The following is a 22,483-nucleotide window of genomic DNA, read 5'->3' on the forward strand; positions in this document are numbered from 1 at the left end:
TTCTCATCTTTAAAAATTATTGTATTTTTGCTGTAAACCCTTGCTTAACTTAATTTATGACATTTAGTAACCAATTAATTATTGCTGTCGATTTTGACGGCACCATAGTTGAAGATGCCTACCCGAATATTGGAAAACCCATGATTTTTGCTTTTGAGACTTTAAAAAAACTTCAAGAGGATGGCCACCGCCTTATTTTATGGACTTACCGTTGTGGCTCAAAATTAGATGATGCCGTAAAATTTTGTGAAGAAAATGGTATTACTTTTTATGCCGTAAATAATAGCTTTCCAGAAGAAGAATACGACAACTCCGTGAGCCGAAAAATTAACGCCGATTTATTTATTGACGACAGAAATGTTGGAGGCTTTTTAGGCTGGGGAGAAATTTATCAAAAACTCACCAATACAGAACCTCCTATTCCTGAAAAGAAAAAGGGCTTTTTAGGATTATTCGGTTAACATTAGTATCGTGTTAATTCGAAATACGACTTATCTATAGCTTCTCTATGGTTAGGGTGTGCAATATTAACTAAGGCTTTCACGCGCTCCTTTATCGTTTTTCCGAACAGATTGGCTACACCGTATTCGGTAACCACATAATGTACATGCGGTCGAGTAGTTACAACCCCAGCACCATGATTTAAAGCTGGCACAATTCGACTGATGCCTTTAGAGGTCGTTGATGGTAACGCCATTATGGATTTACCGCCATTACTTAACGATGCACCGCGCATAAAGTCTAACTGCCCACCAACACCCGAGTACATTTTAGACCCCAAGGAATCAGCACAAACCTGCCCGGTAACATCTACTTCTAATGCCGAATTAATAGCTACCATTCTAGGGTTTTGTTTTATTACAGACACATCGTTGGTATAATCGCAAGAGCGCATTTCAACAAAAGGGTTATCATCGATATAATCATACAACCGTTTTGACCCCATCACAAAAGTTGTTAAGGTTCGACCTGGACCCACGCCTTTATAATTGCCATTAATCACATCTTTTAAAATAAGATCAATAACGCCATCAGAAAACATTTCGGTATGAAGCCCTAAATCTTTATGATTATGCAATCGGGACAACACGGCGTTAGGAATACTTCCAACTCCCATTTGTAGGGTGCTTCGATCTTCTATTAAATTAGCAATATAATCCCCTATTTTATTCTCGATGGCATTAGGTTCACCATAAATATGTGTTGGAATGGGAACATTCCCTTCTACAAACAAGTCAATTTCAGAATAATGAATAAGACCATCGCCATGAGTTCTTGGCATGTGCTCATTAACTTGTGCGATAACCGTTTTAGCATTATCGATAGCTGCTAAAGTCGCTTCTACCGACACCCCTAAGGAGCAATACCCGTGTTTATCGGGCACCGAAACATGAATAAGTGCCACATCTAAAGGCACAATATTTCTTTTAAAAAGCAAAGGCAACTCACTCAAAAAAACAGGAGTATACGAACCGTTACCTGCCGCTATGGTGTGTCGCACATTTTTCCCAATAAAGAAAGAATTCACATGAAAACTATCACGAAGCTCAGGATTTGCATACGGCGCATCGCCTTCAACGTGTAAATGACAAACTTCCACACCTCTTAACTCCTCATGTCTGGCCGTCATAGCTTTTAACAACAACTGAGGGGCTGCAGCTGCAGCTTGTACGTAAACCCTATCGTTATTCTTAATAACTTTTACTGCGTCTTCTACAGATACCACTTTATACATGTTTACAATGCTTTTTGAAAACTCAAAACTAATGCGTTTTTAAAACATAAAAACTGTCAAAAGTCAGCAATTACTAATAATAATGTAAAAACTGAATCACTAAAATTAAGTACCTTTGCATTCCTATATTTAGAATTATGATTATTGTTAAAACAAGAGAAGAGATTGAATTAATGCGCGAGAGTGCCTTAATCGTATCTAAAACCTTAGGTGAAATTGCTAAAGCCATTAAGCCTGGAGTAACGACACTACAGTTAGATAAGTTAGCCGAAGAACATATTAGAGACCACGGTGCCATTCCTGGATTCTTAGGCTTATATGATTTTCCTAACACCCTTTGTATGAGTCCGAATTCACAAGTAGTTCATGGGATTCCTAATGGCGATCCTTTAAAGGAAGGTGATATTATCTCTATCGATTGTGGTGCTTTAAAGAATGGTTTTTATGGCGATCATGCGTATACATTTGCCGTTGGCGAAATCGCTCCCGAAACCGAGAAACTACTTCAAGTGACTAAAGAATCATTATATTTAGGTATTAGAGAGTTTAAGGCCAATAATCGCGTTGGTGATGTTGGCTATGCGATCCAAAAATACTGTGAAGATCATGGTTATGGCGTGGTACGCGAATTGGTTGGTCATGGCTTAGGACGCACTATGCATGAGGATCCAGAGATGCCAAACTATGGAAAACGCGGACGCGGAAAGAAATTCGTTGACGGTATGGCGGTAGCTATCGAACCCATGATTAACTTAGGGACACAACGTATAAAACAACACCGTGATGGTTGGACTATTACGACTTTAGATAACAAACCTTCGGCGCATTTCGAGCATAATGTTGCTCTAATTGACGGTAAGCCAGAATTGCTTTCTACTTTTGCTTACATCTATGAAGCTTTAGGGATTAAGAGCAATGAAGAAGATGAGTTTCGTCGTGAGGCTTTGGTGCTTTAATTATTTTTACGCCGAGTTTCACGGAGAGACACAGAGCTCTCATTACTTCAATTAAAATAAAGATAACTAAGTAGATGAAAATTGCAGTGAAGCTTTAGTGATAATTATTACACCGAGATTCACAGAGTGGCACAGAGATACACGGAGCCTTTATTACTTTTATTAAAATTAAGTGATTAAATAGAAATGAAGTAGATGAATATTGTTGGAAAGTTTGGTGTTAGGATTATTACCCCAAGATTCGCAGAGGGGCAATGAGATGCACAAAGTGTTCTTTACTTTTATTAAAATTAAACATCATTGTATAATAAGATTTCAGAAAATATTATTGGAGCAGCTATTGAAGTGCATAAAGCACTTGGTCCTGGCTTATTGGAATCTGCTTATCAAGAATGTCTTTTTCATGAATTAAAAGCTATAGGCTATGCTGTGCAAAAAGAAGTTTCACGTCCCATTACTTATAAAGATTTAGAATTAAATCATGGTTATAGAATTGATTTGCTTGTAGAAAATAAAATTGTACTAGAATTAAAAACTGTTGAGAAATTTACAGATGTGCATACCGCACAAATTCTAACTTATATGAAGTTAGGTAATTTCCCATTAGGCTCGTTAATTAACTTTCACACAAAACTTTTAAAAAACGGTATCAAAAGATTCATAAACACTAACGAGTGAAAACTCTGTGTCTCTCTGCGATTCTCGGTGTAACAACTATGAAAAAAACTTTCAAATTAATTCTAAACACCATCCCAAGGCCTATATTAATAAGGTTAAGCTATGTTGTACGACCTATTTTAGCTACCTATCTAAAAGGTTCAACATACACCGATCCTATAGATGGAAAAAGTTTTAAATCCTTTCTACCATATGGCTACGGAAATCAACGAAGTAATGTACTATCACCTTCTACCCTGTCTTTAGAAAGGCACCGCCTTCTTTGGTTGTATATAAAAAATGAAACTTCCTTCTTTTCTGCCCCATTAAAAGTATTACACTTTGCTCCCGAGCAAGCATTTTATAAGCGGTTTAGACAAATGAAAAACTTGGATTATGTCACGACCGATTTAAATTCCCCTCTAGCCGACGTCAAAGCAGATATTTGTAATCTACCGTTCGAAGACGAATCTTTTGACATGATACTATGCAATCATGTTTTAGAGCATATTCCCGACGACACGAAAGCCATGCAGGAGCTTTATAGAATTTTGAGAAAAGGCGGCATGGGTATTTTACAAATTCCGCAAGATTTGAACCGGGAAAAAACTTTTGAAGACGATTCGATTACCGATAAAAAAGAACGCGCAAAAATATTCGGACAATACGACCACGTTCGTGTTTATGGCCGTGATTATTTCGATAAACTCCGAAACATAGGTTTTACAGTAGAAGAAGTAGATTATACTGCGAACCTTTCGCAAGACCTCATTGACCGCTATTGTTTAGCCCAAGGTGAAATTATCCCCGTCGTTAGAAAGTAAGCTGCTGGATAAAACAACTCGAAACACCTTTAGTAGTTACCTTTTTTGGTTCTTTAGCATCTTCAAATACATGTTTTCCACTTTCGTTCTTGCCCAAGGCGTACGGCGTAAAAACTTTAAACTAGATTTCACCGAAGGATTTTCATTAAAACATCTTATTTTAATAGTGTACCCCATGTACTCCCAGCCATAATGCGCCACGAGATCATTAATAATTTGCTCTAGTTTTACACCATGCAAGGGATTATTTGGTTGTGATTCCAAGAACGAGATTTTTTATTTTTAACGCCTTTTCAAAATGATCAAGCTTATTCGTTTGAATCCACCAGGTAGCAGCCTCCATTAACAACTCAGGATTATCATTTTTATTTTTAAAAAAAGCATAAAACGAAATACCTACTTGATCACCTTTAGCGGCAATTTTCTTATCGCAAACTTCTATAATTTTAGCTTTTAAAACGGTATTCATAATGTATGATTACCTCCCTTCGTTACTTCTTTTTGGGCGTCTGGATTTATTATTTCTTCCAGAATTTCTTCGTGACCCCTCTCCAGATCCTCCAGAGTTATTCGGTTTATTAGATTTACTTTTTTGAGGTCTTCGGTTTTGTCTGCCCTGACCTGGTTTTACAGGTACCGTTGATGCATTAGGATCAGGCTCGAAACCTTCAACAATGTCTACCGGAAGCTTTAACTCTATCAGTTTTTCGATATCACGTAAAAAAGTGGTTTCATCGGCACTCACTAAAGAAATAGCTTCACCTTTAGCTCCAGCTCTTCCTGTTCTACCAATGCGGTGTACATAATCTTCAGAAACATTAGGCAACTCAAAGTTAATCACGTGTGGTAATAACGGAATATCAAGTCCTCTAGCAGCAATATCGGTAGCAACCAAAACACGAACACGGCCCGATTTAAATCCTGATAAGGCTTTGGTTCTCGCACCCTGACTCTTATTTCCGTGAATGGCAGCTGCAGTTATTCCAGCCTTATCCATTTTCTCACATAATTTATTGGCCCCATGTTTTGTTCTGGTAAAAACAAGGACTTGTTTCCAATTACCATCGTTAATTAATTTAATAATCAAGCCTGTTTTTAAACCTTTTGCAACACGGTAAACCTTTTGATTAATCGCTTCAACCGTTGTGTTTTCTGGTGTGGCTTCAACTTGTACTGGCTGATTTAAAATACCATGAGCAAGTTTTTTAATATCCTTTGAAAAGGTTGCCGAAAACATCAAATTCTGACGTTTCTCTGGCATCATTTTAATCACTTTTTCTATATCTCTTAAAAAGCCCATATCCAACATACGGTCGGCTTCATCTAAAACAAAAATTTCTACACGTTTTAACGATAATAAACCTTGGTTTTGTAAATCTAGTAAACGCCCAGGAGTAGCTACTAAAATATCAACCCCCTGACGAATAGTTGCAGCTTGAGGTTTTTGGTTAACACCTCCAAAAATAACGGCACTACGTAAATTTAAAAACTCGCTATACTCTCTAACATTCGCATAAACTTGTGCTGCCAATTCCCGCGTAGGCGTTAAAATTAAAGCTCGAATGGGCTTGTATTTTTCCTTCGGATTTTCAGAAAGCAAATGTAATAGTGGTAAAGTAAAACCAGCTGTTTTTCCTGTTCCTGTTTGTGCCGATGCTAAAACATCGTGTCCCTCTAATACGGGTGGGATGGCTTTTTCTTGAATTGGAGATGGTGTTGTGTATCCTTTTTTGCTAATGGCTTTTAGCAGGGCTTCAGACAGTCCCAAAGATTGAAATGACATATAACGTATTTATGAAGCACACATACAAAATTATAGTCTACTTCTTTAAGTGTGCAAAGGTACAGCTAATTTTGGCAATTAAATGAAATACTTGCTGTTGTGTAACAAATTTGTTAAATAATTTAAGGGAACACTTGTCTACTTAACCCAATTCCTTTCATAAAAAAAATACGAATCTTAAAATATTTTACTAAATTGCAATCGATTACAATTAAACAAAAACATGTTCAATAGAAGCCTAATAAATCTTTGTTTATGCCTTGTATTGGTGTTTACTACCTGCACATCCTGTTCTAATAAAAAAAAGGTTTTAAAGCATAAAGAGAAACCACGAATTATAATAAGCAGCGATATTGGTGGTACCGATCCTGACGACAACCAATCGATGACGCACCTTTTGATGTATAATGATTTGTTTACCATTGAAGGACTTGTTTCGTCACCTTCTTATGGCAAAGGGAGTACTTCTGAAATTTTACGCATGATAGATTTATATGAAAAAGATCTACCAAGACTTCAAAAACACAGTCAAGACTTCGCTGAACCCGATTACTTACGTTCGATTACAAAACAGGGACGTCAAGGCAATGCGCCTTATTCAGGTTATACAACAGCCACCAAGGGCTCCAATTGGATTATAAAATGTGCTAAGGATGATAAACCTGAACCCTTGTGGGTTTTAGTATGGGGTGGTCTAGAAGATGTCGCTCAAGCACTTCATGATGCTCCCGAAATTCAAAATAAAATTAAAGTGTATTGGATTGGTGGCCCTAATAAAAAATGGAGCGCCAACAGCTACGCCTACATTGCAGCGCATTTTCCAGACCTTTGGTTTATTGAAGTTAATGCGTCCTATTATGGTTTCTTCTCAGATAATGTCATGATAGATAGTATTAATAGCACCAATTATTTTGAGAAATATATACATGAAGCCGGACATCTAGGAAAAGATTTTAAGAACTATTATAATGGCGAAGTTAAAATGGGCGACACCCCATCGCTTCTTTATGTAATGAACGGCAACCCTGAAAACCCTGCAGGTGAAAGCTGGGGAGGCAGTTTCGAGACTTTTAACCACAGTCCAAGAATTGTACACCACGGCGTAACAACTTTAAAAGATACGGTTGCCTTTTGTTCAATCAATGAATTTCACTTAAAAGGACCTGTAACTAATATTCCCAAAGACTCCATTTGCTTTTGGATGGAGGTTCCTTTTGGAAAATCTACTCAAAAATGGCCTGGATACTACTTAGGCGAAGGTGATTATGCCATAAAATACATTCCCAAAAAAGCAGAAATTTTAAACTATACATTCACGTCTGAGATTCCAGAAATTAATGGATTAAAAGGCGCTCTTGTAGTCGATAATTTTTGGCCAGGAAAAAAACATAAAACCGATTATCAATTAGGTAATAATTGGTACACCGATAAAGCAGATAAAAACCTTTACGACGGTAAAATTCAAGGTGGTAAAACCATCTCGAAATGGCGAGAAGAAAGTTTATTAGACTGGGCAAAACGCTGGGCATGGCTGAAAGATGAATAAAATTAAATCAAAGTAGAAAAAATGATTCATAAACAATTTTTAATCGCCCTTTTCCTGCTCATAACTTCAATAAAAGCATTTACTCAAAATGAGATCATAAAACCACGAATTATTGTGACTTCCGATGGTGAAATTGATGACGAATGTTCTATGGTACGTTTTTTATTATATGCTAACGAATGGGATATTGAAGGCATTATCACTTCCAGTTCGCAATACCATTGGCAAGGACATAAATGGGCTGGCGATGATTGGATAGATCCTTACTTGGAAGCTTATGAAAAAGTGTATCCTAATTTAATAAAACACAAAAAAGATTACCCTACACCCGACTATCTAAAATCAATAACCTTTCTTGGAAATGTAAAAGCAGAAGGCGAAATGGATTTAATAACTCCTGGCTCGCAGCAGATTGTTAAAGTACTTTTAGATGAATCGGATAACAATCCTATTTGGGTACAAGCCTGGGGTGGCACCAATACCCTTGCACGTGCCTTAAAAACCATTGAAGAAAATCATCCAGACAAAATGGAATCGGTTGCTAAAAAACTGCGCTTTTTCTTTATTTGGGAACAAGACAATACCTATCAAAGCTACATTAAACCCCATTGGGGAAAATACAACATACAAACCATTATTTGCGACCAGTTTTGGGCTATAGCTTACCAATGGGATAAAATAATGCCTCAAGATAAAATAGACTATTTCAGAAACCATTGGATGAAATCTAACATCCTAGAAAATCATGGGCCACTATATTCGTTATATGAAGCTTATAAAGGTGGTGGTGATAAAGAAGGTTTTATAGCAGGCCCCATAAAAATGAAAGGTGATTTCCGATCGGAAGGTGATTCGCCAGCATTCATTTACACCATTAACACAGGATTGCGCTCTTTAGAGTCTCCAGATTACGGAGGTTGGGGAGGTCGTTATGTAAATATTCGAGAGAACACTTGGTTAGACCCTGTTCCTGAAACCAACTATAACTATCCAGAAGGAAGATGGTATACAAAAACCGCTTGGGGAAGAAATTATATGCGCAATGTGTATCCAGAAAACCAAGACTTAATGAACAGCTATTTTAAACCTATTACACGTTGGGCTGATGCTTTGCAAAATGATTTTGCAGCTCGCGCCGATTGGTGTATCAAACCTTATGAAGAGGCCAATCATCCACCCGTTGTGAAATTGAAAAACAAATTAAACATCACTGCTAAACTAGGTGATAAAATTAGCTTAAACGCTAAAGGAACTTTTGATCCCGATGGCGACAAACTAAAATATAGGTGGTGGCAATATGAAGAAGCTGACACTTATAATGGGGTAGTTTCAATTAATAATGCTTCTTCAAAAAAGGCATCATTAGTCATTCCTAGCGATGTTAAAAACGGTAAAACCATTCATATTATTTGTGAAGTATCAGATAATGGGTCGCCTCAATTAACCAGGTATCAACGTATTATCATAACTATATCTAATTAACTTTAGCTAACCATAAATCAATGAAAATCCTATTTTTCAGTATTTCATTTCTTTTAATCGGACTTCATTTTCAAGCACAGCAACTTGCTTTTCCAACCGCCGAGGGCTACGGAAAATACACTAAAGGCGGTCGCGGAGGTACAGTTTACGAAGTGACTAATTTAAATGATTCTGGAGTTGGAAGTTTACGAGCAGCCGTTGAAGCATCAGAACCACGCACTGTAATTTTTAAAGTATCTGGAACCATTTCACTGGAAAGTGCTTTACGGATTAAACATCCGTACATTACCATTGCAGGACAAACAGCTCCTGGCGATGGTATTTGCGTTAAAAAGAATCCCATTGTCATTGACGCCGATCATGTTATAATAAGATACATAAGAGTGCGACTAGGAAACGAAACGAAGAACGATACAGATGCCGTTTCCAGCAGATACACCAAAAACATTATTTTGGATCATATTTCGGCCAGTTGGAGTATTGATGAAACCATGTCGGTTTACCATTGCGAAAATATAACCGTACAGTGGTGTATTATTTCCGAAAGTATGTTCGATTCAAACCATGTAAAAGGCACACATGGATTTGGCGGCATTTGGGGATCAAATTATAGCTCCTACCACCATAACCTTATCGCGCATCATAGCAGTCGAAATATGAGAATGGCTTCAGGTTCTGGCTACACCGATTACAGAAACAATGTCATTTATAATTGGGGCTATAATAGTTGTTATGGTGGCGAAAACCAACAAGTGGGTAATCCAAAGTTTGCTTTTTCAAAATTCAATATGGTTGCCAATTATTATAAACCAGGGCCAGCAACACAACCTGGCGAGGTTTCTTATCGCATAGCAAATCCTTCTAAAAGAAAAACCAATTCCGATTTCGGGAGTTGGTATATTGCTAATAATGTTGTTGAAGGCTATAATGAAATCTCTAATAACAACTGGAACGGCGGGGTACAACCACAAGGAGGTGAGGAAAATTTACAGTTTGTAAAATCTGAAAAACCTTGGGAAGCCATGCCCATCAATCAGCAATCGGCTGAAGAAGCTTTTAATTTAGTGCTTGAAAATGCTGGTGCTATTTTGCCCAAACGTGATATTATAGACACGAGAATAGTTAAAGAAACTAAAGGTGGTTTTGCTACTTTTGAAGGTGGCTCTTACAAATTAAAACATAAGGTTGCCGATACATCGAAAAAAACCGGAATTATAAATACCCAAAATGATGTTGGTGGCTGGCCAGAACTTAAAAGTCTGCCTGCTCCAACAGACACCGATCACGATGGCATGCCAGATGCTTGGGAAGATGACCATCAATTAGATAAAACCAATCCTGAAGACAGAAATAAATTAGCGCCCGATGGATATACCATGCTAGAAAAATATTTAAACGGTATAAAATAGTATAGCGTCTAAAACTTAATGAGAATTACTTGTTTCTCTGCTTTAATTTGTTATTTTATGTACAAGATTAAAAACTAAATTTTAATAGATTCTGATTTCAATTCAGGGCACATAAAATCAACATAAAACATCATGGGAAAAGGCGATAAAAAAAACGAAAAGAGGCAAAATAAACAGAGGAACTTTTGGAGCAAGACGCCCAAAAATAAAAAAGAAACCTTCTGTTGAGAGTAAAATTAATATTGGAAACAAAGCACAACCCAAATAGGCTGCGCTTTTGTTTTTTTAAGCCCTATCTTATAAAAACCAAATCATTCTCTTTAGACATAGGCTCGCTATAACTATAGCCTTCGTAGTTAAAGCCTTTTAAATCGTCTATGGTTTTCGCATTGGTATCCACTACGTAACGTGCCATTAAGCCGCGGGCCGCTTTAGCATAAAAAGAAATCATTTTATATTCGCCATTTTTAAATTCTTTAAAATTAGCCGTTACCACAGGTACTTTAAGCGCTTTAGTATCAACCGCTTTAAAATATTCGTTACTGGCTAAATTTAAAAACAGCTCATCATCTTCCAACTCTTCATTAAGGGCTTTGGTGATGTCTTTTTTCCAAAATTCGTATAGATTTTTCTTGGTGCCTACAGGAAATTTAGTTCCCATTTCCAAACGGTATGGCTGTATTAAATCGGTAGGTTTTAAAATACCATACAAACCAGAAAGAATACGAACTGTGTTGTTAAGCGTTTCTATTTTATCCTCTGGAATGGTGTACGCATCCAAACCACGATACACATCGCCATTAAAAGTATATACTGCCGGTCGGGCATTATCGGTGGTGAAAGGCAATTCCCAAGCTTGATTACGCTCGTAATTGAGTTGCCCCAAAGCATCAGAAATACTCATGAGTTTCGATAAACTTTTGGCCGATTTCTTTTTAAGTAATTTATTTAAACGCTCCGATTGCTTTAAAAACTGCGCTTCTGTATGTTGCGATGTTGGTAATTCACTTTCAAAATCTAAGGACTTTGCTGGAGATATAACTAATTTCATAAATATCTTTTTGTTGTTTTCGCTTTCGCGGAATTTGGTAATACTTCTACCAAACTTTTTATTTTCAATTCAAATTTACAACTCCTATCCTATTTTTTAAATCTTGGTTAAGAATTATTTCTGATGCCACTATAGAATGAATTGATGTTTAAAGCTGATTTCATTTTTTAAAATGCCACACGGAAACAACAGATTTAAAAACAACCCAATTTAACATGGGTTTAGCAGCTTATTCCTCAGCTTAGATCTTAATTTTAAGTACTTTTGCGCCATATTTCCACATTATGAAAATTACAGGAAAACGCTATTTAGATTATTCATCATATATAAAATCTACCTTTGGTGAGCGAGTTCAGAAAATATCACTAAACATTGGTTTTTCATGTCCTAATAGAGATGGCTCAAAAGGTTATGGTGGTTGCACCTATTGCAATAACGAAACCTTTAATCCAGACTATTGTGAACCTTCAAAAAGCATTAGCTTACAGTTAACCGAAGGAATTTCGCGTTTTTCAAAAAAATATAAAGCTCAAAAATACCTCGCCTATTTTCAGGCCTATACCAATACTTATTCCGATTTTGAATCTTTAAAAGCCATGTACGACGAGGCCTTAAATGTTCCTGGCGTTGTAGGCTTAGTTATTGGCACTAGGCCAGACTGCATTTCAGATGAAGTGATCGATTATTTAGCGCTTCTTTCAAAAACAGCACACATCTCTTTAGAATTTGGTGTAGAAAGCACCTTAAATAAAACATTAAAAAGAGTAAACCGTTGCCATACTTTTGAAGACACCATAGCGGCTTATGAAAAATGTAAAAATAAAGGTTTTCACCTTGGTGCTCATGTCATCATGGGTTTACCGGGCGAATCGAAAGCCGAACTATTAAATCATGCAGCAACACTTTCTAAGCTTCCCATAAACAGTTTAAAAATGCATCATTTACAAATTGTTAAGCAATCGATAATGGCCTACCAGTACAAACAAAACCCTGAAGATTTCAACTTATTTTCTTCCGAAAATTATATTGAATTTATAGCGGAATTTATTGGTTTACTTCGACCAGACATTATTATAGAACGCTTTGTGAGCGAAGCACCAAAAGACTTACTGATTGCACCAAATTGGCATGGGCTTAAAAATTTTGAGGTTGTTGATAAAATTGATAAAAAACTTACCGCTTTAAACACCTGGCAAGGTAAGTATTACAACGCTATAAATACCAAAACTAAAGCCTAAAATTAGAACAACCATTAACTAAAAGAACATTAGAAGTGTTAAGTTTATAAGTCACATAATTACGCTACTACAATCTTATAAACCTTTAAAAGTCCCGCAAGGCCATCTGCAGAAAACTTGGCGCCTTTTATTTTATTCTGTTCGGGGTGGATGTTATAATTGGTTGCAGTTCTAAAATCTGTGCGTTCTAAATTGCTGTTATTAAAAGTTGAACCTTGTAAATCGCAGTTGTTAAGCGAAACTTGTCTTAAATCGGCTTCGGTAAACTCGACTTCATGGCATTTAGAGTTTTCAAATTTTGATGTCTTTAAATCGACTTGATAAAACGACGTGTGATTTAGTATGCCATTCAAAAAATGAACGGAAAACCCAAAATCGTTACAGGTTTCAAAATGTAAACCCAACATTTTACAATCTTGAAATTTCACATCCTGAAATGCGGTGTTAGTAATGTTTGCCGAACTTAAATTACAATCGATAAATTCGCACTCTAAAAAGTTGATGCCATTTAAAAACGATTTAGAAAAATTACAATTTATAAAGGTGCAATATTCATAATCACCATGAGGAAGCCGATTTTCGGTAAAATCTTGTTGATTAAAAGTTTGATCTTCTACCATATGTTTTTACAAAATGGTTTTTCTTTTTAAAAGTACTAATTTTTATCCACCACACTTAGGGCTAAACGGATTTTAAAATAGTCTAGATCGGCATTAAAATAATCGTAATAAGGACGTAAAGCACTTGGGGCATCAAGTTCTTGCTTTGCTTTTCGAACGGCTTCAATTTCTGTTTTTGAAACAAAATCATGAATATTCACTGCTTTTCCTGAGCTGTGCAATTTAGCGATATGTGAATAAATGGTCGTGGTGGAAAGTTTACGTTCCATTGAAATTTCTTCCACACTTAAACCCGATTTATAAAGTTCGTAAGTGACTAAATGGGTCGCCTTCTTTTTGGGCTTATTCACTTTAGAACCCATAAAATCTAAAATCTCGGCCATAAACTCATCGCCATAAACTTCAAGCTTACGCTGTCCTACACCACTTATGCTTAAAAAGTCCGATTCACTTAATGGACGCTCTCGTTCAATTTCCTTTAAGGTCGCATCACTAAAAACTAAATATGCCGGAATATCTTCTTCTAAAGCAATTTTATAACGCAACTGGCGTAAGCGCTCAAACAAGCTGTTTTCAACAGTTTTAACACGAGTTTTCGAAGTTGATTTCGGCTTGCGTTTTACACGTTCCTTCACTTTTGGTTCCGGAATATGAACTGGTTTTGTTAATGAGACTTTAGCGCCTTCAAACAAAACTTTGTTAGAAAACTCGGTAAGTCGGAGGACATTATTTTTATGAAAAGCGATTTCACAAAACCCTTGATTTATTAATTGAATTATTAAATGCTGCCAATCGCGATAGGCGATTTCTCTACCAATCCCAAAGGTTTTTAATTGGTTATAACCTTTATCCAAAACCGTGGCATTTTGCGACCCTCGAAGTACATCGATTACGGTTCCTATAGGTTCTGCTTGCTTTAAACGATATACGGCCGACAGAATTTTTTGAGCAAATATGGTACCATCAAAAAACTGTGGCGGGTTTTTACAAACATCGCAGTTTCCACAATTTTCGGCAAGCAATTCTCCAAAGTAGCTAAGCAAAATTTTTCTACGACAAGTGGTTGCTTCACTAAACTGCTTCATACGGTCGAGCTTCGCAATTTGAAACGCTTCATTTGATGCACCACTGGCAAAATTCCGAAGTTGAATTACATCAGCATAACTATGAAATAGCAAAGCGTGTGATTTTAATCCATCCCGTCCAGCACGACCAATTTCCTGATAATAGCCTTCTATATTTTTAGGCATATTATAATGCACGACCCAACGTACATTAGATTTGTCGATACCCATACCAAAAGCAACCGTAGCACAAACGACTTGGGTTTTATCATAAATAAATGACTCTTGTACTTTAGACCTTTCCTCAAAATTCAAACCCGCATGATAGGCTTTCGCCGAAATCCCATTAGTTTTAAGCTTTTTAGCCAATTGCTCGGTGGTTTTTCGGCTTAAACAATAAACAATACCCGATTGATTAGGCGTTTTGTTTATAAACTTTACGATTTGAGATATTCTATTATCGGCAGGGCGGACTTCAAGTTCAATATTTTCTCGATCGAAAGACGAAATAAATTGTTGCGCATGTTCAATACGTAATTGCTTCGCGATGTCGGTTCGTGTGGCTTTATCGGCAGTGGCCGTTAAGGCTATAAATGGTGTATTAGGCAGGGTACCTTTTAAAAATCCTAGTTGCTGATATGATGGTCGAAAATCGTGTCCCCAAGATGAAATACAGTGCGCCTCATCAATAGCGACACAACTGATATATTTTTCATTAATGATATTTTGAAGCGACGCGAGGCTCTCTGGAGCCACATACAGTAGTTTTAAGTCGGCTTGAATAACACGTTCTATAATAAGATCTTGTTCGGAAGCACTCTGACTGCTATTAAAATACGAAGCCGAAATACCATTGGCATTTAAACCATCTACTTGATCTTTCATCAAAGCAATTAATGGCGAAATGACTAGGGTAACACCTTCAAAACTTAGGGCTGGTAATTGGAAACACATCGATTTTCCGCCACCAGTAGGCATGATAACCAAGCAATCTTTTTTGCTTAAAACCGTTTCAATAATCGCTTTTTGCTGTGCCCGAAACGTATCGTATCCGAAGTACGTTTTTAAATTAGAAAACAATTTATCCTTAGTTTCTGTAGTGTGCATTAAGCTTTTTTATGAAAGAAGATTTTAGCGGTTTACTACCACTCTCTTAATTTATTCAAAGCTTCAAGTGCTTCAATTTCCTTCTGCGGAATAACCTTTAAAAATGATGGATGCTGCTCGATGGCATATTCAATTTTAGTAATGATATCGTCTGTAGAATCATTATCGTAATCAATTTCTAAAGGTTCTTTTATTTCAAAAGATTGTAAGATATTTTTCTTTTTAATTCTTAAGCCTTTCTTATCGAACGAACGTCGAAAACCGTCAATAACAATAGGAACAACAATAGGTTTGTAACGCTTTATAATATGAGCGGTACCTTTTCTAACCGGTTTAAATGGCGTCGTGGTTCCTTGCGGGAAAGTAATTACCCAACCATCGTCTAGCGCTTTTCCAATATTAGAAATATCACTCATTTTAACCTGTCTGTTCACATCTTTACCTTCCGATCGCCAAGTACGCTCGATACTAATCGAACCCATATAAGCTAATATTTTAGGCAGTAACCCAGCTTTCATGGTTTCTTTGGCTGCAACATAATAGATGTTTAATTTCGGATTCCAAATGTAACCTACGTTTTTAATCGAATCTACACGACCGCTTAAACTCGCGTTAAAAACATGAAACATCGACACCACATCGGCAAAATAAGTTTGATGATTTGATATGAATAAAACGTTGGTATCGGGTAGATTTTTAATCACTTCAGAACCCTCGATTTGAAGTTCATTAAACCCTCTAAAGCGTCTATGTGTAAGCAATCCGAAAATTCGAATTAGCCACTTTTTTAATATTAATATGTGTCCGAATGGATTTTTCTTAAACAATCCCATAAATCACGCGTCAATTTTTCAGTTGGTGGTGCAAATGTAGTAAATCTCGTAGATTATATAAGTGCTTTTAACAGGTCTTTAATTTCACTAAGCATCATGGCGGTTGCGCCCCACACCACATGACCATTTAAATTAAAAGCAGGCACCTCGACTTCAGGACTATAAGAGCTTTTTACTTTTTTAGTAATTAGGAAACTATCGTCTAAAAAATCGTTTAAAGAAACTTCTATAACAGATTCAACCTCATCATCTTGCTTTATAAATTTTGGTGTTTCACGACTTAGCCCCAGATACGGCTGCACGTAAAAATTACTTGGCGGTATGTACACCGGTGTGAGCTCTTTTACCACTTCCACATGCTCCATAGGCACCCCAACTTCTTCGAAAGTTTCGCGTAAAGCCGTAAACTCTAAAGACGCATCATCCGGTTCGAACCGTCCCCCTGGAAAAGCTACCTGTGCCGAATGCACCCCTTTATAGGTCTTTCTTAATATTAAAACAAAGTGTGTTTTATGAAACTTATTGGGATAAAACAAGACTAAAACGCCCGCTAATTTGGCATTTTTGATAGCCGATTTCTGATTTCTAAGAAACTCATGACGAAAGGAAGGCACCATTTTAAAGTGCGATGTTTCGCCTAATACGGGTATATTTTCTATTTTTGAAAGCGCCTGTAAAAATGTATCAAAATTCATTCGAAAATATTTTCAGTGAATAACAAAATTATAATTAATGAAGTTTAATCTTATTTTTTGTTTTTTATGTCTTCTAATTTTAAACTGTGAAGATAAACAAACTAAAAAGAAGCCTAGCTCTGAAGCCCAAGTTGAAACCAAGGAAACACCAAAATCAACCAAGTCTACTATAAAACAGACTCGTGAGTTCCCTAAGTTAACCGACAAAAATGCGATGGATTTTTTCTTGGAATACGACAAGCATCACAAGGAAAATAAGGTGCGTATTACCACCGATTTTGGCACCATAGACATCCTACTTTATAACGAAACCAAGTTTCATCGTTCCAATTTTATTTGGCTAACGAAGCAAAAATACTTCAATAACACCCAGTTTTACCGTGTGATTGATAACTTCATGGTTCAGGCTGGAAATAGCGATGATAAAGAAACGGTAAGAAAACGTGAATACATAGGCAAATACCTCTTGCCTCCAGACACCAAACGCGGTTTTAAACACGACAGAGGTGTTATTTCTATGCCGAGCAGCGAAATTGATAATCCGCATAAACTAGCCTCACCGTATGAATTTTTTATTGTTCAGCAAGAAGGAGGCTCACATTTTTTAGATGGGGATTACACCATATTTGGACATGTTACTAAAGGTATGGATGTGGTTGATAAAATTGCGGGTGTAGATACCGATCGTGCCGACTGGCCGAATAAAAACATTTATATACGTAATGTTGAGATTATAGAATAGCTTAGGATAAAATACACTTTATTAGAGGATATTATTTATTTCGAAATTTATAAACTTTTGATAACACACCCCTTAATCCCCTCTTTTTAGAGGGGAAACTCATACGCAACAGTTTGTCTCCTAATAAGGAGGGATTAAGGGAGGTGTATTATTGTTGAAATTAGAATTGTAAATTTGAAAGCGATAAAGTATGCTTCAAGGTAAAAGGTTTGTTGTTTCATTATCATAATAAAAAACCTTTAAACGTTCAACAACACACCCCTTATTCCCCTGTTTTTAGAGGGGAAACTCATACGCAACAGTTTGTCTCCTAATAAGGAGGGATTAAGGGAGGTGTTTTTATTAGGTTTCAGCGAAAAAATTCACTCTTTTTAATCCCCTTGATTGTTGTACAAATTCGGTAATGCAATCTTAAAAATAACGGCTAATAAACGAATCACGATAACCACAACCCCAGCGATAATAAAAATAAAGTTACCTTCAATTGGCAATAATTTCAAAAGAAAATAAGTGATCCCTCCTAAAATACAGGCGGTTGCATAAATTTCCTTTCTAAAAATAACGGGGATTTCGTTACATAACACATCACGTACAACACCTCCAAAACATGCTGTTATGGTGCCAATTGCAATGCAAATTACGGGATGTAAACCAGCGTTTATTCCTCTTTCAACACCTACAACGGTGTACAAACCTATTCCAATAGTATCAAATAAAAATAGTGAGGTTCGTAAATAATTAAGTTTACTTCTAAAAATAATTCCGAAAATCGAAGCGCCAATAATCACGTAAGAATACACAATATTAGTCATCCAACTTACGGGCGTAACACCAATTAAAATATCACGTAAAGTACCCCCTCCTACCGAGGTTACGAAAGCAATTATAAGAATACCAAATAAATCCATTCGCTTTTTAAGAGCCACTAAAACTCCTGATATAGCGAAGGCCGCTGTTCCAAAAATCTCAACGATATAAAACATAATATATCTTTAAATTATATGTTCTTAAAATAATTTAGGAAAGTGTCATATTTACTTTCGCGGCGCAAAAGTACTTCTCTATTTACATATTTTGAGTATAAAAATTATAATCTTTTAAAATAACGCTAATAAATTCTGTATCCGATTTTTGCTTCACCTCTTTTATGCCTGTCACCTCTAATATTTTCTCACGAAGTTTGATTAAGGTTCTGTAATCTTTTGAAAGCTTTGAGGTATTAAACATCTCTTTTATGATACGAGCATCGTTATCAGATAGTTTAATAACATTGGGATAGCTTGGTTTATAATTTTCGGTAAGATTTTCTAAAATAGTATGACTGATGTTCACCTTATCTTTTAAAACAATAACAGCAGTTCCGGCGGCCATATCGCCTATACGTTGTGTTTTTTTATTCATGGACATAACAAAAAAGCCTAATCCGAAAATATAAATATCAACGATTCTAAAAAACCAACGCACCACATAATCAGAAAAAGACGCCTGATAGCCATCAATTTTCACCACTCTAATTTTCATGATTCGCTTGCCTAAGGTTTGTCCGTTAAACAGCGACTCTAACGCTAAAGTGTAAAACATTACGGGGAAACTAAGCAGGGTATTCACCGCGATTTGAGACCATTGATCCATGTTATCAAAAACACCAAAAGAGCTTGCTAAAACCATTAAATAGCCAATTTTTATAGCCATATCAATAATAAAAGCCAACAAGCGCTCTCCTGCTCCTGAAGCATTAAACGATATTTTTACATTTTGGGTGGTGTTAATTTGTAACTCTGACATTTTATATTTTAATTTATCAAATATATGAGGGAAGTTTCATTCATCAAGCAAAATAAGGAAAAATGGTTAAGTTTTGAAAAGGCCATTTTCAATAACGATTTTGAAAGTCCAGATGAGCTGGCTACACAATACATTCATGTGGTAAACGACTTGGCTTATGCACAAACTTATTACCCTAAAAGTAAGGTGGTTGTTTACCTCAATCAATTAGCCGCCAAAGCCTTTCAAAAAATTTATAAAACCAAACGAGAGGATACGAATCGGATTATATCTTTTTGGAAAACTGAAATTCCACTCATTTGTTACGAATACCGAAAATTTATTTACATCGCTTTTATGGTGTTTTTCGCCTTTACCTTTATTGGGGTGATCTCTGCTGCCAACGACGGTGCCTTTGTGCGTTCTATTTTAGGCGACCATTACGTAAACATGTCGTTAGAAAACATTGAAGCCGGCGATCCTGTGGCCGTCTATAAAAGTGGCAGTAATTGGGGCAGTTTTATTGGCATCACCATTAATAACCTAAAAGTGGGTATTATAGCGTTTGTTATGGGTGTGTTTTTAGGTATTGGAACCCTTTACATCATGTTTAAAAACTGCATTATGCTGGGCTCCTTTCAATATTTCTTTTATGAAAAAAATGTGTTCTGGGAAAGCGTTCGAGGTATCTGGATTCACGGCTCTATGGAAATATTCGCCATTGTTATTGAAGCGGCGGCTGGATTAATTTTAGGAGCTAGTATTCTATTTCCTGGTACCCATTCGCGATATACTTCCTTTAAAAAAGGCGCTAAAATTGGTGTAAAAATTTTAATTAGCACCTTCCCTTTTACTTTTGCTGCTGGTTTTTTGGAAGGTTTTATTACCAGATATTCTAATGTGATGCCACATGCCTTATCGGTTTTTATCATTTTAAGCACCTTGAGTTTAATCTCTTATTATTATTTAATTTACCCCTTTAAAATTCAGAAGCAAATCACTTCAACTCCAACTACAAGTACTTTAACCGTTTGAAATTAACACCCCCATATCTTAGTCTTTTTATTTTGATGCTGTGTTGCTGTGTTCAAACGAATTTTGCTATCACAATATCTCAAAACCCTAATCAGCTTAGACATTTTGATGACGATTTTAAATCGCGCTATCAAGACGAGCGATTTAACTATCAAGGTCGAGCAGTTGTTAGGCGTACTAAATCGGGGTCTGGAGTTTATGAAACCAACAGAAACGGTGAAGCCACCAATGAACCACTTGAAACCGAAGAAGAAAACAACCAACGCGATTTTCATATTAACCTAGGCCCTTTAGGATGGTTTTTCTACCTCGCTATTGCCTTGGCGGTTGTTGCTTTAGTTTATTTACTGGTTAAAGAAGGTGGCAGTGGTTTGTTCTCAACAAAAAGAAACAAATCGCTTATCCCTGATGAAGACATTACTGCAGAGAATATTGAAAATATAGATATTGAGACTTTAATAAAACAAGCTGAAAACGACACTAATTTTCGACTTGCCATACGTTATTACTACTTGCTTACTTTAAAAACATTAAGCCGAAATGACCTCATTACTTTTGAAGATGATAAAACAAATGCCGAATACTTAACCGAACTACAACAAACGGCACACTTTAAAAATTTCGGATATATCTCGTACCTCTATAATTACATTTGGTACGGCGAATTCCCTGTTGATTTACAGAAATACCAAAAGGCTAAAACACATTTTACTGACTTCCTAAAACCGTTAAAATCATGAGAAAAGTTTTAGTGGTTGTCATCATCCTAATTACGCTCATTATAACTGCAGCTGTCGTGCTCAGTATTTCTAGCACCAAAACAGTCGATTGGGAAGAATCTTTTAACGAAAAAAGTAATAAACCTTACGGACTTAGCATCCTATATAAGGAACTGCCTCGAATTTTTGAAAATCACGCGTTTCGAACCGTTTACCATCAACCGGCTAGTTACTTACGCGCACATTCCGATGGAGGTTATGGCGAATTCATTGCTGAAGGGAGCTACCTTATTTTCGGTAACTCAAATTATTTGGAAGATGATTCCATTGATGAATTGCTTCAGTTTGTGGATTCAGGAAACACACTTTTCATTTCCGATTACAGCTTTCCACAGAAAATAAATGACACTTTAGCCCTTGAAACTAAATACATCAAAAATCAGAAAGACAGTATTTCATACCTCTCTCTAACGGATTTCGATCTACCTGATATCAAAATTGATAAAAATCAGGGCGACTCCTATTTTTCATCTTTTAATAAAGAAAAACATACCGTTTTAGGTTATTCCAAAATAGATTATAAACACGCTAATTTTTTAAAAGTTCCCTTTGGAGCAGGTTTTATTTATCTTCATACCGAACCCAAAGCCTTTACAAACTATAATTTACTAGCAGAAAATCGCTATCAATATATTGAAGGGGTACTCGCCTACTTACCTGAAAAAGATCTCTATTTCGATTCCTTTACCAAAATACAAACCCCTTACAGCCCTGACGTTGAACAAGAATCCAATCTTTCGTGGTTTTTACAACAGCAATCATTTCGTTGGACCTGGTACACCGCATTAGTGTTTACTATTTTATTTATGATTTTTAACGCCAAACGCAGACAGCGTATTATTAAAATTATAACCCCTTTACAAAATACCTCGGTGGCCTTTGTGAAAACCGTTTCTAATTTATACTTTGAAACCAAAGACCATAAAAACCTTATTGATAAAAAAATCACTTATTTTTTAGAGAAAATTAGAATTGAATTTCATTTAAACACACAGGTTTTAGACGAAGAATTTATAAATCGATTGGCCGCCAAATCGGGTAAAAAAGCTGAGGATGTTAAAATTTTAATCAACTATATCAAATGGTTAAAAACGCAAGAAGCCGTTACGGAAGCCCAATTAATCAAACTAAACAAATTCATTGAAGCCTTTAATTCAAAATAA

At 36.2% G+C, this 22,483-nt stretch carries 24 protein-coding genes; 13 read left to right on the forward strand and 11 right to left on the reverse strand.

Features of this window, described 5'->3' with window-relative positions; genetic code table 11:
* Positions 1–56 precede the first annotated feature (56 nt).
* Positions 57–461 (forward strand): BT0820 family HAD-type phosphatase, encoded by a 405-nt coding sequence (locus tag C1A40_RS02660; protein WP_102994549.1) that lies wholly within the window; start codon positions 57–59, stop codon positions 459–461.
* A 2-nt stretch (positions 462–463) separates the two neighbouring features.
* Here the strand turns inward: C1A40_RS02660 and C1A40_RS02665 are convergent, their stop codons facing one another.
* Positions 464–1,744 (reverse strand): acetyl-CoA hydrolase/transferase family protein, encoded by a 1,281-nt coding sequence (locus tag C1A40_RS02665; protein WP_277871390.1) that lies wholly within the window; start codon positions 1,742–1,744, stop codon positions 464–466.
* Between the two features lie 128 nt (positions 1,745–1,872).
* On the opposite strand from C1A40_RS02665, the gene map reads away from it, so the two are divergent.
* The 3 genes from map (at position 1,873) to C1A40_RS02680 (ending at position 4,172) form a co-directional block, all read left to right on the forward strand.
* A complete protein-coding gene (map, locus tag C1A40_RS02670; protein ID WP_102994551.1) occupies positions 1,873–2,691 on the forward strand; it encodes a type I methionyl aminopeptidase in 819 nt (272 codons plus the stop codon).
* Positions 2,692–2,991: 300 nt separating this feature from the next.
* The gene (locus C1A40_RS02675) at positions 2,992–3,369 is read left to right on the forward strand and encodes a GxxExxY protein (protein WP_102994552.1); all 378 of its coding nucleotides are present in this window, start codon (positions 2,992–2,994) and stop codon (positions 3,367–3,369) included.
* 38 nt (positions 3,370–3,407) lie between these two features.
* Entirely contained in the window at positions 3,408–4,172 is a 765-nt protein-coding gene (locus C1A40_RS02680; RefSeq protein ID WP_102994553.1) for a class I SAM-dependent methyltransferase, read from the forward strand.
* Positions 4,173–4,208: 36 nt separating this feature from the next.
* Here the strand turns inward: C1A40_RS02680 and C1A40_RS02685 are convergent, their stop codons facing one another.
* From C1A40_RS02685 to C1A40_RS02695, 3 genes are read right to left on the reverse strand one after another with little or no spacing between them, the layout of a single operon-like run.
* Positions 4,209–4,436 carry a VF530 family protein gene (locus C1A40_RS02685; protein WP_102994554.1) on the reverse strand — a complete coding sequence of 76 codons (228 nt, stop codon included), beginning with the start codon at positions 4,434–4,436 and terminating at the stop codon, positions 4,209–4,211.
* Positions 4,417–4,641, reverse strand: a complete 225-nt coding sequence (locus tag C1A40_RS02690) for a DUF6500 family protein (RefSeq protein WP_102994555.1) — start codon at positions 4,639–4,641, stop codon at positions 4,417–4,419. The genes C1A40_RS02685 and C1A40_RS02690 overlap by 20 nt, the downstream gene beginning before the upstream one ends.
* Positions 4,642–4,650: 9 nt before the next feature.
* A complete protein-coding gene (locus C1A40_RS02695; RefSeq protein ID WP_102994556.1) occupies positions 4,651–5,955 on the reverse strand; it encodes a DEAD/DEAH box helicase in 1,305 nt (434 codons plus the stop codon).
* Positions 5,956–6,178: 223 nt separating this feature from the next.
* On the opposite strand from C1A40_RS02695, the gene C1A40_RS02700 reads away from it, so the two are divergent.
* From C1A40_RS02700 to C1A40_RS02715, 4 genes are all read left to right on the forward strand, one after another.
* Positions 6,179–7,501, forward strand: coding sequence for a nucleoside hydrolase-like domain-containing protein (locus C1A40_RS02700; protein WP_102994557.1), 1,323 nt, complete (start codon positions 6,179–6,181; stop codon positions 7,499–7,501).
* A gap of 21 nt (positions 7,502–7,522) precedes the next feature.
* Entirely contained in the window at positions 7,523–8,983 is a 1,461-nt protein-coding gene (locus C1A40_RS02705) for a DUF1593 domain-containing protein (protein ID WP_102994558.1), read from the forward strand.
* A gap of 20 nt (positions 8,984–9,003) precedes the next feature.
* Positions 9,004–10,392: a pectate lyase family protein gene (locus C1A40_RS02710; protein ID WP_102994559.1), complete on the forward strand. Its 1,389-nt coding sequence runs from the start codon at positions 9,004–9,006 to the stop codon at positions 10,390–10,392.
* Between the two features lie 169 nt (positions 10,393–10,561).
* Positions 10,562–10,660 (forward strand): 30S ribosomal protein THX, encoded by a 99-nt coding sequence (locus C1A40_RS02715; protein WP_422395604.1) that lies wholly within the window; start codon positions 10,562–10,564, stop codon positions 10,658–10,660.
* Positions 10,661–10,684: 24 nt separating this feature from the next.
* Here the strand turns inward: C1A40_RS02715 and yaaA are convergent, their stop codons facing one another.
* The gene (gene yaaA / locus C1A40_RS02720) at positions 10,685–11,443 is read right to left on the reverse strand and encodes a peroxide stress protein YaaA (RefSeq protein WP_102994560.1); all 759 of its coding nucleotides are present in this window, start codon (positions 11,441–11,443) and stop codon (positions 10,685–10,687) included.
* Positions 11,444–11,727: 284 nt separating this feature from the next.
* On the opposite strand from yaaA, the gene mnmL reads away from it, so the two are divergent.
* Positions 11,728–12,681 (forward strand): tRNA modification radical SAM protein MnmL/YtqA, encoded by a 954-nt coding sequence (gene mnmL / locus C1A40_RS02725; protein WP_102994561.1) that lies wholly within the window; start codon positions 11,728–11,730, stop codon positions 12,679–12,681.
* Positions 12,682–12,740: 59 nt separating this feature from the next.
* On the opposite strand, the gene C1A40_RS02730 is transcribed toward mnmL, so the two are convergent.
* The 4 genes from C1A40_RS02730 to C1A40_RS02745 are packed head-to-tail and all read right to left on the reverse strand — an operon-like array spanning position 12,741 to position 17,000.
* Positions 12,741–13,301 (reverse strand): pentapeptide repeat-containing protein, encoded by a 561-nt coding sequence (locus C1A40_RS02730; protein WP_102994562.1) that lies wholly within the window; start codon positions 13,299–13,301, stop codon positions 12,741–12,743.
* Between the two features lie 35 nt (positions 13,302–13,336).
* Positions 13,337–15,472: a DNA helicase RecQ gene (gene recQ, locus C1A40_RS02735; RefSeq protein WP_102994563.1), complete on the reverse strand. Its 2,136-nt coding sequence runs from the start codon at positions 15,470–15,472 to the stop codon at positions 13,337–13,339.
* Positions 15,473–15,507: 35 nt separating this feature from the next.
* Complete coding sequence (locus tag C1A40_RS02740) at positions 15,508–16,305, reverse strand: lysophospholipid acyltransferase family protein (RefSeq protein WP_102994564.1); 798 nt, start codon at positions 16,303–16,305, stop codon at positions 15,508–15,510.
* Between the two features lie 53 nt (positions 16,306–16,358).
* Positions 16,359–17,000 carry an NUDIX hydrolase gene (locus C1A40_RS02745; protein ID WP_102994565.1) on the reverse strand — a complete coding sequence of 214 codons (642 nt, stop codon included), beginning with the start codon at positions 16,998–17,000 and terminating at the stop codon, positions 16,359–16,361.
* A gap of 37 nt (positions 17,001–17,037) precedes the next feature.
* On the opposite strand from C1A40_RS02745, the gene C1A40_RS02750 reads away from it, so the two are divergent.
* The gene (locus C1A40_RS02750; protein ID WP_102994566.1) at positions 17,038–17,742 is read left to right on the forward strand and encodes a peptidylprolyl isomerase; all 705 of its coding nucleotides are present in this window, start codon (positions 17,038–17,040) and stop codon (positions 17,740–17,742) included.
* Positions 17,743–18,113: 371 nt separating this feature from the next.
* Here the strand turns inward: C1A40_RS02750 and C1A40_RS02755 are convergent, their stop codons facing one another.
* Complete coding sequence (locus tag C1A40_RS02755; RefSeq protein WP_068602547.1) at positions 18,114–18,725, reverse strand: trimeric intracellular cation channel family protein; 612 nt, start codon at positions 18,723–18,725, stop codon at positions 18,114–18,116.
* 82 nt (positions 18,726–18,807) lie between these two features.
* Positions 18,808–19,527 carry an RDD family protein gene (locus tag C1A40_RS02760; RefSeq protein WP_102994567.1) on the reverse strand — a complete coding sequence of 240 codons (720 nt, stop codon included), beginning with the start codon at positions 19,525–19,527 and terminating at the stop codon, positions 18,808–18,810.
* 24 nt (positions 19,528–19,551) lie between these two features.
* On the opposite strand from C1A40_RS02760, the gene C1A40_RS02765 reads away from it, so the two are divergent.
* The 3 genes from C1A40_RS02765 to C1A40_RS02775 are packed head-to-tail and all read left to right on the forward strand — an operon-like array spanning position 19,552 to position 22,483.
* Positions 19,552–20,541, forward strand: coding sequence for a stage II sporulation protein M (locus tag C1A40_RS02765; protein ID WP_102994568.1), 990 nt, complete (start codon positions 19,552–19,554; stop codon positions 20,539–20,541).
* A complete protein-coding gene (locus C1A40_RS02770; RefSeq protein WP_158651252.1) occupies positions 20,538–21,281 on the forward strand; it encodes a hypothetical protein in 744 nt (247 codons plus the stop codon). The genes C1A40_RS02765 and C1A40_RS02770 overlap by 4 nt, the downstream gene beginning before the upstream one ends.
* The gene (locus C1A40_RS02775) at positions 21,278–22,483 is read left to right on the forward strand and encodes a DUF4350 domain-containing protein (protein ID WP_102994570.1); all 1,206 of its coding nucleotides are present in this window, start codon (positions 21,278–21,280) and stop codon (positions 22,481–22,483) included. The genes C1A40_RS02770 and C1A40_RS02775 overlap by 4 nt, the downstream gene beginning before the upstream one ends.

The organism is Tamlana carrageenivorans (assembly GCF_002893765.1).
In the GTDB taxonomy this organism is placed as follows: domain Bacteria; phylum Bacteroidota; class Bacteroidia; order Flavobacteriales; family Flavobacteriaceae; genus Pseudotamlana; species Pseudotamlana carrageenivorans.

Excerpts from the sequence above, each read along its gene's own strand:
- C1A40_RS02660 (WP_102994549.1), top strand. The coding sequence starts at position 57 with ATGACATTTAGTAACCAATTAATTATTGCTGTCGATTTTGACGGCACC.
- map (WP_102994551.1), top strand. The coding sequence starts at position 1,873 with ATGATTATTGTTAAAACAAGAGAAGAGATTGAATTAATGCGCGAGAGT.
- C1A40_RS02680 (WP_102994553.1), top strand. The coding sequence starts at position 3,408 with ATGAAAAAAACTTTCAAATTAATTCTAAACACCATCCCAAGGCCTATA.
- C1A40_RS02690 (WP_102994555.1), bottom strand. The coding sequence starts at position 4,641 with ATGAATACCGTTTTAAAAGCTAAAATTATAGAAGTTTGCGATAAGAAA.
- C1A40_RS02695 (WP_102994556.1), bottom strand. The coding sequence starts at position 5,955 with ATGTCATTTCAATCTTTGGGACTGTCTGAAGCCCTGCTAAAAGCCATT.
- C1A40_RS02700 (WP_102994557.1), top strand. The coding sequence starts at position 6,179 with ATGTTCAATAGAAGCCTAATAAATCTTTGTTTATGCCTTGTATTGGTG.
- C1A40_RS02705 (WP_102994558.1), top strand. The coding sequence starts at position 7,523 with ATGATTCATAAACAATTTTTAATCGCCCTTTTCCTGCTCATAACTTCA.
- C1A40_RS02710 (WP_102994559.1), top strand. The coding sequence starts at position 9,004 with ATGAAAATCCTATTTTTCAGTATTTCATTTCTTTTAATCGGACTTCAT.
- yaaA (WP_102994560.1), bottom strand. The coding sequence starts at position 11,443 with ATGAAATTAGTTATATCTCCAGCAAAGTCCTTAGATTTTGAAAGTGAA.
- mnmL (WP_102994561.1), top strand. The coding sequence starts at position 11,728 with ATGAAAATTACAGGAAAACGCTATTTAGATTATTCATCATATATAAAA.
- C1A40_RS02730 (WP_102994562.1), bottom strand. The coding sequence starts at position 13,301 with ATGGTAGAAGATCAAACTTTTAATCAACAAGATTTTACCGAAAATCGG.
- recQ (WP_102994563.1), bottom strand. The coding sequence starts at position 15,472 with ATGCACACTACAGAAACTAAGGATAAATTGTTTTCTAATTTAAAAACG.
- C1A40_RS02740 (WP_102994564.1), bottom strand. The coding sequence starts at position 16,305 with ATGGGATTGTTTAAGAAAAATCCATTCGGACACATATTAATATTAAAA.
- C1A40_RS02745 (WP_102994565.1), bottom strand. The coding sequence starts at position 17,000 with ATGAATTTTGATACATTTTTACAGGCGCTTTCAAAAATAGAAAATATA.
- C1A40_RS02750 (WP_102994566.1), top strand. The coding sequence starts at position 17,038 with ATGAAGTTTAATCTTATTTTTTGTTTTTTATGTCTTCTAATTTTAAAC.
- C1A40_RS02755 (WP_068602547.1), bottom strand. The coding sequence starts at position 18,725 with ATGTTTTATATCGTTGAGATTTTTGGAACAGCGGCCTTCGCTATATCA.
- C1A40_RS02760 (WP_102994567.1), bottom strand. The coding sequence starts at position 19,527 with ATGTCAGAGTTACAAATTAACACCACCCAAAATGTAAAAATATCGTTT.
- C1A40_RS02765 (WP_102994568.1), top strand. The coding sequence starts at position 19,552 with ATGAGGGAAGTTTCATTCATCAAGCAAAATAAGGAAAAATGGTTAAGT.
- C1A40_RS02775 (WP_102994570.1), top strand. The coding sequence starts at position 21,278 with ATGAGAAAAGTTTTAGTGGTTGTCATCATCCTAATTACGCTCATTATA.